We start from the raw sequence: 13,200 nt of genomic DNA on the forward strand, positions 1-13,200 counted from the left end.
TTTCACTTTCATGGAAGTGTGTTCAATTAATAAAAGGTTTCGAATAATGAGTGAAAAACAAATATCATCAAAACGGCAATTAAGACTGGGTTTAATATTACAAGGTGCGGCGGGAAATATGTCCGCATGGCGACATAAAAATGTCGTACCAGACGCCAGTATTAATTTTGGCTTTGTTCTGGATGCGGTAAAAAAAGCCGAACAGGGTAAATTCGACTTTGTCTTCGTGGCTGATGGGTTGTATATCAATGAAAAATCCATCCCCCACTTTCTCAACCGGTTCGAGCCGTTAACGCTGCTCTCCGCACTGGCTACCGTCACCAGCCATATTGGCCTGGTCGGCACACTGTCAACATCGTATTCCGAGCCCTTTACCACCGCCCGACAGTTTTCCAGCCTCGACCATCTGAGCAATGGCCGCGCAGGGTGGAACGTGGTGACATCACCGCTGGAAGGCTCAGCGAAAAATTTTTCCCGCGCACAGCACCCGGAACATGCACTGCGCTACCGCATTGCCGATGAATTTCTTCAGGTGGCGAAAGGCCTGTGGGATTCCTGGGAAGACGACGCCTTTATTCGTGACAAAGCCAGCGGGCAGTTCTTCGATCCTGAGAAGTTACACACGCTGAATCATCAGGGGGAATTCTTCTCGGTACAAGGGCCGCTGAATATTGGCCGATCCGCGCAGGGTCGCCCGATTGTATTTCAGGCGGGTGCGTCTGAAGACGGCCAAAAACTGGCCGCCAAACACGCCGATGCCATCTTCACCCACCAACACACACTGGAAGACTCACAGCGCTATTACCGCGAAGTGAAGCAGAAGCTGGAAGAAAACGGTCGCCGCGCCGATCAACTGCACGTATTCCAAGGCGTCAGCGTCATTGTCGGCAACGATGCAGAAGACGTAGAGCGCCAGTATCAGGAAACGGCACAGCTAGTGACAATTGAAGATGCCCTCAACTATCTGGGCCGCTATTTTGAACACTATGACTTCTCACAACATCCACTGGATGCGCCCTTCCCTGATATTGGCGATCTGGGGAAAAACAGCTTCCGCAGCACTACCGACGAAATCAAACGCAACGCGCAGGAAAAAGGCTTAACGCTGCGTCAGGTTGCACTGGAAGCCGCATCACCGCGTCCGGTCTTCAGCGGTACACCTGAGCAGGTGGCAGATGGTTTACAGCGCTGGTTTGAAAATGGTGCAGCAGACGGCTTCATTATTCAGGGTGGCACGCCGGATACGCTCAATCACTTTGTCGATCGCGTCGTTCCTCTGCTGCAACAGCGTGGCCTGTTCCGCCAGGAGTATGCCGGCTATACGCTACGGGAAAATCTGGCGCTGGACTATCCGGTGAATCAATTCACGCGCTAATTCGCGCTACAGGAGATTTACCGTGAAACGTTCCCCTTTTATTACCGCGACAAATCTGGCAACGCTGCTTAGCGCCACGCTGGCAATAAGTGCGCAGGCGCAAGACACGGGATTCGTCAGCCGTATTGATCTCAAGGCCAACCAGATTCCCATTCGCACGGGGAAAAATGCCGAGGCTATTGCGCAGATTCCGGCTCATTTCAAATTTGTGACGCCGGGTAAATTGACCGTTACCGTCTCATCGCTCAGTTCACCGCCGCTCTCGTTGCTGGCTGACGACAACAAAACGATTGTCGGCAGCGACGCCGACATCGCACGGCTGGTGGCAGACAGTCTCGGGCTCGAACTAAAGCTGGTTCCTGCTTCTTGGGAGGACTGGCCGCTGGGTATCACGGCGGGGAAATACGATGCCGCTATTTTTAATATTGCCGTGACAAAACCGCGCAAAGAAAAATTCGATTTCGCTACCTACCGCATTGATACATTGGGTTTTTATGTGAAATCGACCAGCAAAATTACCGCAATCAATAAGCCGGAAGACGTGGCGGGCCTGAAGGTAATTGTCGGTTCCGGTACCAATCAGGAAAACATTTTGTTGGGGTGGGACCGACAAAACCGTGCCAATGGCCTTCCCCCCGTGCAGCCGGTCTACGTCACCGACGATGCTGCCGCCAATCTGAGCATTCAGTCTGGGCGCGTTGATGCGTTTTTCGGTCCACATTCCATCGGAGCCTATAAAGCAGCGCTGACGGGCAAGACGCGCATGGTAGGCAAAGGCCCGACGGTCGCTTATGTCGCCGTCACCACGCAAAAAGGCAATGGTCTGGCGCAGGCAATCAGCACCGCCATCAATGGCACGATCCACAACGGTAGCTATGCACAGGTACTGGATCGCTGGGGTGAAGACGATGAAAAGGTCACGCAGTCCGTGGTAAATCCGCCAGGTATCGGTGATTAAGTAACGGTAATTAACCCCAAAAGTGACAATGTCACCATTATAAATAATAACCTGCAAGGGAAAAAGAGATGCAAAAAGAGATCACCCACATCAACGCACAGTCGGTCGCAACACCTCGCGTGCGCCCATCACTTTTGACAACGCTACTGGCAGGATCGCTACTGCTCGGCACGCTGTCCGCAACCAGCGTACAGGCCGCCATCGACCTGAAAGCCAATCAGCAGCCAATCCATGCACCGAAAAATGCAGAGGCCATCACGCAGATTCCAGCCGACTTTAAGTTTGTTACGCCGGGCAAGTTCACCGTCGCCATTGCCGCGTTGGGATCATCACCGCCGTTGGCCTTTTTGGCTGACGACAACAAAACCGTGGTGGGCAGCGAGCCGGATATCGCCCGACTGGTGGCAGACAGCCTTGGGCTGGAGCTGAACATTGTGCCCACCTCGTGGGAAGACTGGCCGCTCGGTGTAGCCTCCGGTAAATATGACGCCGCCATCATCAACATTACGGTCACCAAAGAGCGTAAAGAAAAGTTCGATTTCGCCACTTACCGCATCGATTCACTCGGTTTCTATGTGAAATCCACCAGTAAGATTCAATCCATCAAGGAAGCGAAAGACATCGCCGGGCTGAAGATTATCGTCGGCTCAGGCACTAATCAGGAAGCCGTCCTGCTGGCGTGGGATAAACAAAATCGCGCCAACGGCCTGCCCGCCTTTCAGCCGATCTATGTCACGGACGATGCCGCCGCCAACCTCAGCCTGCAATCCGGCCGTTCTGATGCCTATTTTGGTCCAAACGTGGTGGGTGCCTACAAGGCAGAGCTGACAGGCAAAGTTAAGCATGTGGGTACGGTAAACGGCGGTTACCCCGACGTCGCACATATCGCAGTCACCACGCGCAAAGGCAGCGGATTGGTACAGCCGATTAATACCGCGTTGAACGGCGTGATTAAAAGCGGCGAATACGATCGGGTGCTGAACCGTTGGGGAGAGAGTATTGAGCGTATTGACCGTTCAGAAATCAATCCACCTGGGCTGGGCGATTAATCCCGTCCTATGGCTATCGGGATGTCATGTACGTTACCGATAGCCCGTAATACGCTAATGAATCAGGAGCACTTATGTCCGACGACATCTTCATCATTACCCAGCCCGAAGACCCTATTGTGGCCCCCATTATCGACGGTCTGTTCGCGGAATATGCACAGCGTTATGGCGATTTTTTTGGTGAACGGGAAAGCGATCCTCCGGGAATCTACCAACAGCCGCACGGCATTTTTATTGCGCTGCTGCGTCAAGGTGTCCCCATTGCTACCGGCGCATTTAAACGCTACGACAGCACCACCGCTGAGATTAAACGGGTATGGACGGATAATTCGCTGCGCCGTCAGGGGTTAGCAGGGAAAGTGATGCAAGAGCTGGAGCAGCATGCCCGGCGACTAGGCTATCAGCATTTTTTCCTGACGACGGGCTTCCGTCAGCCTGAAGCGGTGCGCTTATACCTGAGCCACGGTTATACCCCTCAGTTCGATACCACCATCGATCCAGCGACTTACAGCATTCCTCCTTACGATGGGCGTTTACCGTTTAAGAAAGCACTGTTTGAAATAGCAACGCCACAGGCCGCGTGGCAAACGGAAGTCGAGATGATCAACCGCCATTTGAAATTGTGTTGATCCTTACGCACCACTAATAACGCAATGGGTTAACCACAAAACGACATTTTTCAGCATCACCTTCAAATGGTATCGATCATGACGCAATCTCTACAAACGTCTTCTCAACAGCCACCGCTGAGTCAGGCACAGGAACCGCCATTAAACATTGTTCCCGCGCGTTACCCTTTCCGCTTTGCCGGTGCGCTGTTTTCGCTGTTTATTTTTGCCGGGATTATTCAATCCATCGCGCTGAACCCACGTTGGGAGTGGGCAGTCTTTGCCGAGTGGTTTTTTAATCCAGTGATTCTTACCGGACTAGGGCAAACGCTGTTGCTGACCGCACTTGGCACATTATTCAGCATTATTTTCGGCACCGCGCTGGCGCTGGCTCGCCTTTCGCCGTCGTACCTGCTTTCCACGCTGTCATGGCTGTATATCTGGGGTCAGTTTGGATATCGAAAATTATTGTACGTTAAGAACTTTTTTATCAACGTAGGGGATGTTCAGGAAACGTATTCTTTCTGATATCAAGACATGCATGCGGTTACCTTGATCACCGACAGTCATATTCTGTTGCTTAAACTGCCCGTATGGGGCCTTTGCATTGATCGTGTTGTATTTTCGTTTATAGTAGTAAGACTCTGCATCAAGCAGAGCATGTGGTCAGCACAAAAGTACATTGCGCTGGCTTATTTTTCTCACAAAGAACTGTGTACCTGATTTCGAGGATTTACCTGCTGACCATGCGCATTACGCCACCCTGAGTTTTTCCTTCCTCCGCCGTACTGAGCGAGCCTCAGAACGCACGCAATAACATCCCGTCTGCGGATGTGCTTTACCGTATTTAAAACTTATGTCCTCCGGGGCTAACTACATCTGAAAACTGAGAAATTACTATGTTGCTGTCCTCGACGCGTAAGGACTGGCTGGGTAACGTCCGTGGTGACGTGCTGGCTGGTATTGTTGTCGCGCTCGCACTCATTCCAGAAGCGATCGCCTTTTCCATTATTGCCGGTGTTGACCCTCAGGTGGGGCTTTACTCCGCCTTCTGTATCCCGCTGGTTATGGCCTTCTTTGGTGGTCGCCCGGCGATGATATCTTCCTCAACGGGAGCAATGGCGCTCCTGATGGTGACCCTGGTGAAGGATCATGGACTGCAGTACTTACTGGCTGCCTCCGTGCTGACCGGCATATTCCAGCTAATAGCTGGCTATCTTAAGCTCGGCGGCCTCATGCGATTAGTCTCACGCTCCGTGGTCACCGGCTTCGTTAATGCACTCGCGATCCTGATTTTCTTGGCGCAGTTACCTGAGCTCACCAATGTGACCTGGCATGTTTATGCAATGACGGCAGGGGGACTCGCCATTATTTACCTCTTCCCGTATCTGAATAAAACAATCCCTTCTCCCCTTGTCTGTATCGTGGTACTGACGGCTATTGCCATGTGGCTGCATCTGGATGTGCGTACTGTCGGGGATATGGGGAAACTGCCTGACAGCCTCCCGGTCTTCCTGTTGCCGGACATTCCGCTGAATCTTGATACGCTCCTGATCATTCTCCCGTACTCCGCAGGGCTCGCTGTTGTAGGACTACTGGAATCAATGATGACGGCCACGATTGTGGACGATATGACCGATACCCCCAGTGATAAAAACAGGGAATGCAAGGCACAGGGCATCGCCAATATCTGCACCTCCTTTATCGGGGGGATGGCGGGCTGTGCAATGATTGGTCAGTCCGTTATCAACGTCAAGTCTGGTGGCCGGGGCCGTCTGTCCACCCTCACTGCCGGTGTGGTCCTGCTGTGTATGGTGGTCTTCCTTAGGGACCTGGTCTCGCAAATCCCTATGGCCGCGCTGGTCGCCGTGATGATCATGGTTTCAATTGGTACCTTTTCATGGCGTTCAGTTGTGGATCTTAAAAGCCATCCTGTTTCAACCAGCGTGGTGATGCTGGCAACGGTTGTGGTGGTGGTGGCCACTCATAATCTGGCATTCGGGGTACTCACCGGTGTGCTGATCGCTTCCCTGAATTTTGCCACTAAAGTGGCGCGTTTTCTGGCTGTCTCTTCAGAACTCAGGGAAGAAACCCGGCTCTATAAGGTCACCGGGCAGGTGTTCTTTGCCTCTGCCGACCGCTTTATGGCGTATTTTGATTTTCGCGAGGCCGTAGAGAAAGTGGTCATTGATGTGACGCATGCTCATTTCTGGGACATTACGTCAGTCAGCGCTCTGGATAAGGTGGTTATTAAATTCCGCAGAGAAGGAACAGACGTTGAGATCCGAGGGATGAACGAAGCAACCCGTACAATCGTTGATCGCTTTGGTGTTCACGATAAACCCGAAGAAGTCGAAAAACTGATGGGAGGTCATTAATGTCAGAAATTAATGATATGGAAAACACCGTTATTGCCTGCGTGGATGGTTCGTCATCAACACGTTCTGTGTGTGAGTATGCGGCCTGGGTTGCAGGGAAGCTTGACGCACCTCTTGCCCTGCTGCATGTGCTTGAAAAAAATGAACAACCGGCTGTTTCTGACCTGACGGGGGCTATCGGTATTGACAGCCGGGAGCAACTGACGCAGGAACTTGTCCGGATAGAGGGGGAGCGTAACCGTCTGCTGATGACGCAGGGACGCGCCATTCTTGCCGGATGCGCAGAACTGCTCAGTCAGACTGGTATCCCGGATGTTCAGCAACTTCAGAAGCATGGCGCACTGGATATCATCCTGGCTGACCTGAAGGGTATTCGTCTGATGGTGCTCGGCCGCCGGGGAGCACAGCACCCGGTTGGCAGCAATCTGGAGAGCATTATCCGCCTGCAGAAGAAGCCGGTAATGATTGTACCTGAAGCTTTTTCTGTCCCTTCCAGAGTCATGTTTGCGTTTGATGGCAGTGAGGAAAGCCGGAGAAACCTGCGTCGACTGACGCTCAGCCCTCTGCTGCAGGGCATGGAGTGTCATATCGTGATGGTTAACGGGGATGCTCATCCTCTTGAAGAGGCGAAGCGTAGTCTGCAGAGCGCTGGCATCAGTGCGATATCCCGGTTAGCGGAAGGACGTTCGATCACGGAGGCACTCTGCGAGTATGTCTCGGACAACGATATGGATCTGATTGTGATGGGGGCATATGGCCACTCTTCCCTGCGACGTTTTTTCATCGGAAGTAACACCACTGCGATGCTCGAACAGACGCGTGTTCCCCTGTTAATGCTCAGATAACTCAGTTCCCGGAGAAAACTCCGGGAACGCCTGGTGCCAGACTGCCCCCCCCCCCTGAATCTGCAAGAGAAGGCGGAAATATGCAGAAACCCCTTATGATTGATGAAATTCTTGCACTTTCCCGGCTTGCCACCCTGGCATTTGAGAAGCCCTTAAAATATATGGATGACACGGATGCTGAAGTTATTGCTCGTTTTAAAAAAACGATTACCCCTGAGCTTATTGAGCAGATGTGCCTTTGGATCCTTGAGCTTGAAGCGAAACGTCAGAGTGCGAACGAATAAATTGTATAATCGTCTGAATAAAGAGTGAACAAAGGCGGTAGAAAGCCTGTCCGTATCCGGAGAGTAAAACGCTATCCTTAACCGGCCCTGAAAAATGAAGAATCAGCGTCTGTATGTTACCTGCGCTGGAGAGCGCCCGGAGGTGAATACATAATCTCCGGGCCAGACCTTTACACCTCTCAGTGATGCCTTCTGCAGGGTAGATCAGAGCCAGCTTTCGATCATGTCTCTTGACGGTATTCCTCCAGCATGTACAACGATGTCATCAATGACGACTGCCGGTGTCGACATCACTTTGTATTTCATTATTTCAGGTAATGACTCCACTTTTTCAAGCTGAACAGCGACGCCACGCTCATCAGCGACCTGGCGGATAAGCCGGAGGGTTGTTTTGCAACCGGAACACCCTGTACCCAGGACTTTTACATGCTTCATTTTATTATCCTCTTCAGGAAACCAGTGGGAATACCACGTTAAAAACCCAGCCAACCAGTGTGAATGCGGTCAGCAACATCAGCAGCAGGATAAAAAGTAATTGCCACTTCATTACTTGTTTGAGCAGAACGAACTCAGGGAAGCTGACTGCCACAGTGCTCATGCAAAAAGCCAGTGCTGTACCCACTGGCAGGCCGTTGGTTATCAGGCTTTCCATCACGGGGATGACACCGGTCGCATTGGAATAGAGAGGAATGCCAACCAGTACGGCTACCGGAACGGTCCACCACTGGCCGGCACCAAGATGCGACGCGATCCATCCGTCCGGCACAAACCCATGGAGCGCCGCGCCAAGCCCGACCCCGAGAATGACCCAGAACCAGACTCGTTTAAAAATGGTGAGCGTTTCATCTTTAGCAAAGGCATGTCGCCTTGAGAGAGACATGTGCTGTGTCCCGGTGGGGAGGCGGATCCCATCAGTCTGATGTTGCTGCCCTTCCCTGAGGGCGTCAGCAGCAAAGTCGGCTAACCATCGTTCGCCCTTAATATGATCAAGAAAAGCCCCGCCAGCTATACCAACAGCCATACCGACAACAATATAAACAAGTGTGAACTTCCATCCGAGCAGGCTGACCAGAAGCAGGACGGCGACTTCATTGATAAGCGGGGAAGTGATAAGAAAGGCCATGGTAATCCCGAGCGGTATACCCGCTGATGTAAATCCCAGAAATACAGGGATACTCGAGCAGGAGCAGAACGGCGTAATGGCACCAAAGCAGGAGCCCAGAAAATATCCTGTCCCCCGGTGCTTACCGGCGAGATAATCTCTGACCCTACCGACATCCAGCGAGGCCCGTAATATAGCCACGAAGTAGATTAAGACCAGCAACAGAATGAAAATCTTGCTCACGTCTTCGACAAAAAAATGGAGAGCATCCCCCAGTTTGGTTGAAGGACTGAGACTAAGCCTTTCATAGACCAGCCAGGTGGCAAAATCAGTGAAAATCTGGAACATAACGTACATGCCTCACGATGGTTGTTTCCACGGAAGACGCTGTTTGACAGAAAAGGATGCTGATTTTTACGATTTACCGGGAAAGATTTACCTGAGCAGCGGCTTGCCTCATTCTATGTTCTGATAACGTCATCCCCACCACAGCAATCAAGGGATGATATGCCGCAGAAACAGGTTCCCTGCATGTCCTGAGGTCTTCACCGGGGAGTAAAACAACATACCCGACCGGACTCGTCCAGTCTGACCTGGCATTCAGTGGAGAGTTTCTGATGCAATCTTGCTCTCGCCCGTAATAATCGCGATTTGGTTGCAGCAAGCGTGAGACCCTTTCGGTCAGCAAAATCTGCCTGTTTCATCCCTTCCATATCGCAGAGTGTAAGGATAGTCCGATCCGATTCTGTCATTTTATTCAGTATCCGGGGCAGACATTCGGCGAGTGAGTCGACTGTTTCTGTGACATTATCCGGTATACACATACCTTCATGGAGCGGCTGATATGCGCGCCGCCGGCGGTTTTTATCAATGACAAGATGGCGGGCAACTTCAAACAGCCAGGCTCTGGTATTCACGATGTCACAGAATTTCCGCTGTTGCCGTACTGCCCTGAGGAAGATCTCCTGTATCAGATCATCGGTATCAGCCTGATTACCCGTTTGTCTGATTAACCAGCAATAAAGTTCGTGTTCGTGCAGCTTCCATGCCTTCATCAGGCAAGGCAGTGAGTCTGTCTGTTGCACCATCAAAGCGTTCTCCAGATATCTCCGTAATTGCTGTCGGGTCGCCGACGGGCCTCACGGCAGAGTGAGGTGGATCCCGAGGCCCTGACGATGTGACAGGCTGACAGCATCCAGCCAGAACTTTCATTTTCGCCGCTTCTGTCCTGTTGCTGGGCGTGTGGCCTTCCTCTCTGTCTCTTCCGGCAGAGGATCATGCACAATACCATCCATTTCCGCGCATACGATCCCGGATAACGCGTCAAAAACGCGTTCCGGGATCAGCCTGAATAACCAGCCTGTGACTTTTTCGATACGCACTGTGACCTCCCTTGCTCAGTCTTATTGATTATAGCCATTCATATTCATTAAATCGAATATGTTATTGACATCAATACAGCGAAGACTAAGATGAAGTTGAACAAAACCCCGGAGTATTTATGGCCCCGATTACCGCGCTTCAGCTTTTCAAGAATCTCTCGGATGAAACTCGCCTGAAAATCGTTCTGTTGCTGAGAGCTTCAGGAGAACTCTGTGTTTGCGAGCTTTGCGGAACGCTTGAGGAATCTCAGCCCAAAATATCCCGCCATCTCTCCATGCTACGGGAATGTGGACTGCTTATTGACCGCCGAGAAGGCAAATGGATCCACTACCGGCTTTCAGCGCATATGCCCGCCTGGGCGGCAGCCGTCATTGAACAGGCTTATTTAAGCCAGAAAGAGGAAATTTCGCTTCTGGCCGGGCGGATTGCCCGCAACAGCGCCACAACCAGCGGCAGAGCGGTTTGTCTTTAACAAATTAAAAAATTTATCCATACATATATGTTTTAACGAATTTATATGGTGATGTTATGAATATTCTTTTTCTGTGTACCGGTAATTCCTGCCGTTCCATTCTGGCCGAAGCGACGTTTAATGCGCTTTCACCGGAAGTGCATCACGCCTTCAGCGCAGGCAGTCAGCCTAAAGGTGAAGTCCATCCCCGCTCTCTTGCTCTTCTCAGGAAAGAAGGGATATCCACAGATGGGTACTACAGCAAATCGTGGGACAACCTCCCTGTGACCCCGGATGTGGTGATCACGGTGTGCGGGAATGCGGCGGGTGAAACCTGTCCTGCGTATCTGGCTCCGGCGGTGAGGGCACACTGGGGAGTCGAGGATCCTGATAAGGCTACCGGAAGTGAAGAGGAGATCGATGCCGCTTTCGAACAGGCCTGGCATATTCTACGTCGCCGGATTGAAGCCTTTCTGTTGCTTGCGCCATCAGTCCTGTCGGGCCCTGAGGAGCGTCTTCAGGCTGAGCTGAACCGGATCGGTGAAACCATTTTTTAACTGAAACCTGAAGGAATAGAGAATGAAAACATTGTCAGTGTATGACCCGGCACTTTGCTGCAGTTCGGGCGTGTGCGGGACGGAAGTGGACCAGGCTCTGGTGTCATTTTCCGCAGACGTCACGTGGCTGAAACAGCAGGGTGTGTCGGTGGAACGTTTTAACCTGTCGCAGCAGCCTCTGGCATTTGCTGAGAATCCCTCAGTTAAAGCCTTTCTTGAGCGCTCCGGTGCTGAAAGCCTGCCATTAATTCTGCTGGATGGCGAGTTCGCCCTGTCCGGTCGCTATCCTACACGGCAGGATCTGGCTCGCTGGTTTGGGCTTAATCAGGAAAAAATTGGTATGGCTCCGGGGAAAAACTGCTGTGGCGGCAACACGTCATGTTGCTGAACCCAACCGGACAGGAGCTTATGATGAATTATCTCAACACTATCCCGAAGTTTCTCTTTTTTACGGGGAAAGGTGGCGTCGGAAAAACCTCGCTTTCCTGCGCAACCGCTATTCGTCTGGCTGAAGAGGGCAACCGCATCCTGCTGGTCAGTACCGATCCCGCGTCCAATGTGGGCCAGGTCTTCGGGCAGCAGATTGGTAACACCCTGACGGTCATCTCTGACGTACCCGGACTCACTGCGCTGGAAATCGATCCGCAGGCGGCGGCGCAACAATATCGTGCCCGCATCGTTGATCCGGTTAAAGGGATTTTGCCCGAAGATGTCGTCCGCAGCATTGAAGAACAGTTATCCGGTGCCTGCACAACAGAAATTGCCGCCTTTGATGAGTTCACCGGGCTGCTGACCGACGACGCGTTACTGAATGATTTTGACCATGTGATTTTTGATACCGCCCCTACAGGGCATACCATTCGTCTGCTACAGCTGCCAGGTGCCTGGAGCAGTTTTATCGAGACGAATCCTGACGGTGCATCCTGCCTTGGGCCGCTGGCCGGACTGGAAAAACAGCGGGAACGTTACTCGCATGCATTATCGGTGCTGGCAGACGGGGAAAAGACACGGTTAATCCTGGTCGCCCGCGCTCAGCAGCCAACGCTGGCTGAAGTTGCCCGCACGCATGATGAACTGTTGCATGTCGGTCTGAAGCACCAGTACCTGGTCATAAACGGGATCATGCCTGCCGGAGAAGCCTCAGAGGACAGTCTTGCCAGCGCACTGTATCAGCGTGAACAACGTATTCTTTCTCACATGCCGCAGGTGCTTGCATCGCTTCCGACGGACAGGTTAAGCCTTCAGCAGGAAAACCTGGTTGGCGTGACGGCGCTTCGCCGCTTGCTGACGGGAGAAAATAAGCCATGCTCACTGCCCGCAGCGAAACCCGTGTCAGAGCCTCTCTCCGCACCGTCCCTGGAAATGCTGATTGAGGATATTGCCCGTGACGGACATGGTCTGGTGATGCTGATGGGCAAAGGCGGCGTGGGAAAAACAACGCTTGCCGCCGCTGTTGCCGTGGCCCTCGCTGATAAAGGGTTTGATGTCCATCTCACCACATCGGATCCCGCAGCACACCTTGAAAGCACGCTTAACGGACAACTGCCTCATCTCCAGGTCAGTCGTATCGATCCGCATGCCGAGACTGCGCGCTACCGGGAACATGTTCTTGCCACCAAAGGAAAGGAGCTGGACCCACAGGGACGGGCGTTACTGGAAGAAGATTTACGTTCCCCCTGCACGGAGGAAATCGCCGTATTCCAGGCATTTTCCCGTGTGATCAGGGAAGCCGGGAAACGTTTTGTGGTCATGGATACCGCCCCGACAGGCCACACCCTGTTACTGCTGGATGCCACGGGAGCTTACCATCGTGAAGTGGTAAAACGAATGGGCGAAAAAGGGCATTATCTGACGCCAATGATGCAGTTGCAGGATCCTGAGCGAACCAAAATCATGCTCGTAACCCTGCCTGAAACCACTCCTGTTCTCGAAGCTGCCGGTTTACAGGAGGATTTACGTCGGGCCGGTATTGAACCCTGGGCATGGCTCATCAATAACAGTCTGGTCGCAACAGAAACAACGTCACCGCTGTTATTAACAAGGGCTGCACACGAAGCTGCTCAGATCAATAAGGTCAGGACGGAGCTGGCCTCACGCATGGCGCTGATCCCTCTGCAGCAGGAAGAGCCTACAGGTATTGAACAACTCAAACGTCTTACCCGTCAGGCAGGAAAATAATAAATACGGGCAGTAAGAGTCCTGCCCGACAG

At 52.3% G+C, this 13,200-nt stretch carries 14 protein-coding genes and 1 pseudogene; 12 read left to right on the forward strand and 3 right to left on the reverse strand.

Going from position 1 to position 13,200, the window contains the following annotated elements; genetic code table 11:
* The first annotated feature begins 46 nt into the window (after positions 1-46).
* The 8 genes and pseudogenes from A6301_RS01860 (at position 47) to A6301_RS01895 (ending at position 7,497) form a co-directional block, all read left to right on the forward strand.
* Entirely contained in the window at positions 47-1,375 is a 1,329-nt protein-coding gene (locus tag A6301_RS01860; RefSeq protein ID WP_107169569.1) for an LLM class flavin-dependent oxidoreductase, read from the forward strand.
* 22 nt (positions 1,376-1,397) lie between these two features.
* Positions 1,398-2,333, forward strand: coding sequence for a transporter substrate-binding domain-containing protein (locus A6301_RS01865; RefSeq protein WP_205542508.1), 936 nt, complete (start codon positions 1,398-1,400; stop codon positions 2,331-2,333).
* 68 nt (positions 2,334-2,401) lie between these two features.
* A complete protein-coding gene (locus A6301_RS01870; protein WP_234256963.1) occupies positions 2,402-3,382 on the forward strand; it encodes an ABC transporter substrate-binding protein in 981 nt (326 codons plus the stop codon).
* Between the two features lie 74 nt (positions 3,383-3,456).
* Positions 3,457-4,011: a GNAT family N-acetyltransferase gene (locus tag A6301_RS01875; protein WP_234256964.1), complete on the forward strand. Its 555-nt coding sequence runs from the start codon at positions 3,457-3,459 to the stop codon at positions 4,009-4,011.
* Between the two features lie 78 nt (positions 4,012-4,089).
* Positions 4,090-4,434, forward strand: a pseudogene (locus A6301_RS01880) (amino acid ABC transporter permease); the annotation flags it as partial.
* Between the two features lie 455 nt (positions 4,435-4,889).
* Positions 4,890-6,368, forward strand: a complete 1,479-nt coding sequence (locus A6301_RS01885; protein ID WP_234256965.1) for a SulP family inorganic anion transporter — start codon at positions 4,890-4,892, stop codon at positions 6,366-6,368.
* Positions 6,369-6,385: 17 nt separating this feature from the next.
* On the forward strand, positions 6,386-7,213 hold the full coding sequence (locus A6301_RS01890; protein WP_234257176.1) for a universal stress protein: 828 nt from the start codon (positions 6,386-6,388) through the stop codon (positions 7,211-7,213).
* A 95-nt stretch (positions 7,214-7,308) separates the two neighbouring features.
* Positions 7,309-7,497, forward strand: a complete 189-nt coding sequence (locus tag A6301_RS01895; RefSeq protein ID WP_234256966.1) for a hypothetical protein — start codon at positions 7,309-7,311, stop codon at positions 7,495-7,497.
* A gap of 204 nt (positions 7,498-7,701) precedes the next feature.
* Here the strand turns inward: A6301_RS01895 and A6301_RS01900 are convergent, their stop codons facing one another.
* The 3 genes from A6301_RS01900 to A6301_RS22450 all read right to left on the reverse strand — a co-directional run bounded on the left by A6301_RS01900 (position 7,702) and on the right by A6301_RS22450 (position 9,687).
* Complete coding sequence (locus A6301_RS01900; protein ID WP_234256967.1) at positions 7,702-7,932, reverse strand: thioredoxin family protein; 231 nt, start codon at positions 7,930-7,932, stop codon at positions 7,702-7,704.
* Positions 7,933-7,945: 13 nt separating this feature from the next.
* Complete coding sequence (locus A6301_RS01905) at positions 7,946-8,947, reverse strand: permease (protein WP_234256968.1); 1,002 nt, start codon at positions 8,945-8,947, stop codon at positions 7,946-7,948.
* A gap of 197 nt (positions 8,948-9,144) precedes the next feature.
* Positions 9,145-9,687: a sigma-70 family RNA polymerase sigma factor gene (locus A6301_RS22450; protein WP_370642166.1), complete on the reverse strand. Its 543-nt coding sequence runs from the start codon at positions 9,685-9,687 to the stop codon at positions 9,145-9,147.
* A 413-nt stretch (positions 9,688-10,100) separates the two neighbouring features.
* On the opposite strand from A6301_RS22450, the gene A6301_RS01915 reads away from it, so the two are divergent.
* Genes A6301_RS01915 through arsA form a run of 4 tightly spaced genes read left to right on the forward strand, consistent with a single transcriptional unit; the run spans position 10,101 to position 13,168 of the window.
* On the forward strand, positions 10,101-10,454 hold the full coding sequence (locus A6301_RS01915) for a metalloregulator ArsR/SmtB family transcription factor (protein ID WP_234256970.1): 354 nt from the start codon (positions 10,101-10,103) through the stop codon (positions 10,452-10,454).
* 56 nt (positions 10,455-10,510) lie between these two features.
* Complete coding sequence (locus A6301_RS01920; RefSeq protein ID WP_234256971.1) at positions 10,511-10,990, forward strand: arsenate reductase ArsC; 480 nt, start codon at positions 10,511-10,513, stop codon at positions 10,988-10,990.
* A gap of 22 nt (positions 10,991-11,012) precedes the next feature.
* Positions 11,013-11,378, forward strand: a complete 366-nt coding sequence (gene arsD, locus A6301_RS01925) for an arsenite efflux transporter metallochaperone ArsD (RefSeq protein ID WP_234256972.1) — start codon at positions 11,013-11,015, stop codon at positions 11,376-11,378.
* Between the two features lie 23 nt (positions 11,379-11,401).
* Positions 11,402-13,168 carry an arsenical pump-driving ATPase gene (gene arsA, locus A6301_RS01930; protein ID WP_234257177.1) on the forward strand — a complete coding sequence of 589 codons (1,767 nt, stop codon included), beginning with the start codon at positions 11,402-11,404 and terminating at the stop codon, positions 13,166-13,168.
* Positions 13,169-13,200 lie beyond the last annotated feature (32 nt).

The organism is Pectobacterium sp. IFB5596, from assembly GCF_021432585.1.
Classification (GTDB): domain Bacteria; phylum Pseudomonadota; class Gammaproteobacteria; order Enterobacterales; family Enterobacteriaceae; genus Pectobacterium; species Pectobacterium punjabense.

Bases quoted from the DNA above. Each gene is read 5' to 3' on its own strand.
- A6301_RS01860 (WP_107169569.1), top strand. From the start codon at position 47: ATGAGTGAAAAACAAATATCATCAAAACGGCAATTAAGACTGGGTTTA.
- A6301_RS01870 (WP_234256963.1), top strand. From the start codon at position 2,402: ATGCAAAAAGAGATCACCCACATCAACGCACAGTCGGTCGCAACACCT.
- A6301_RS01875 (WP_234256964.1), top strand. From the start codon at position 3,457: ATGTCCGACGACATCTTCATCATTACCCAGCCCGAAGACCCTATTGTG.
- A6301_RS01885 (WP_234256965.1), top strand. From the start codon at position 4,890: ATGTTGCTGTCCTCGACGCGTAAGGACTGGCTGGGTAACGTCCGTGGT.
- A6301_RS01890 (WP_234257176.1), top strand. From the start codon at position 6,386: ATGGAAAACACCGTTATTGCCTGCGTGGATGGTTCGTCATCAACACGT.
- A6301_RS01895 (WP_234256966.1), top strand. From the start codon at position 7,309: ATGATTGATGAAATTCTTGCACTTTCCCGGCTTGCCACCCTGGCATTT.
- A6301_RS01900 (WP_234256967.1), bottom strand. From the start codon at position 7,932: ATGAAGCATGTAAAAGTCCTGGGTACAGGGTGTTCCGGTTGCAAAACA.
- A6301_RS01905 (WP_234256968.1), bottom strand. From the start codon at position 8,947: ATGTTCCAGATTTTCACTGATTTTGCCACCTGGCTGGTCTATGAAAGG.
- A6301_RS22450 (WP_370642166.1), bottom strand. From the start codon at position 9,687: ATGGTGCAACAGACAGACTCACTGCCTTGCCTGATGAAGGCATGGAAG.
- A6301_RS01915 (WP_234256970.1), top strand. From the start codon at position 10,101: ATGGCCCCGATTACCGCGCTTCAGCTTTTCAAGAATCTCTCGGATGAA.
- A6301_RS01920 (WP_234256971.1), top strand. From the start codon at position 10,511: ATGAATATTCTTTTTCTGTGTACCGGTAATTCCTGCCGTTCCATTCTG.
- arsD (WP_234256972.1), top strand. From the start codon at position 11,013: ATGAAAACATTGTCAGTGTATGACCCGGCACTTTGCTGCAGTTCGGGC.
- arsA (WP_234257177.1), top strand. From the start codon at position 11,402: ATGAATTATCTCAACACTATCCCGAAGTTTCTCTTTTTTACGGGGAAA.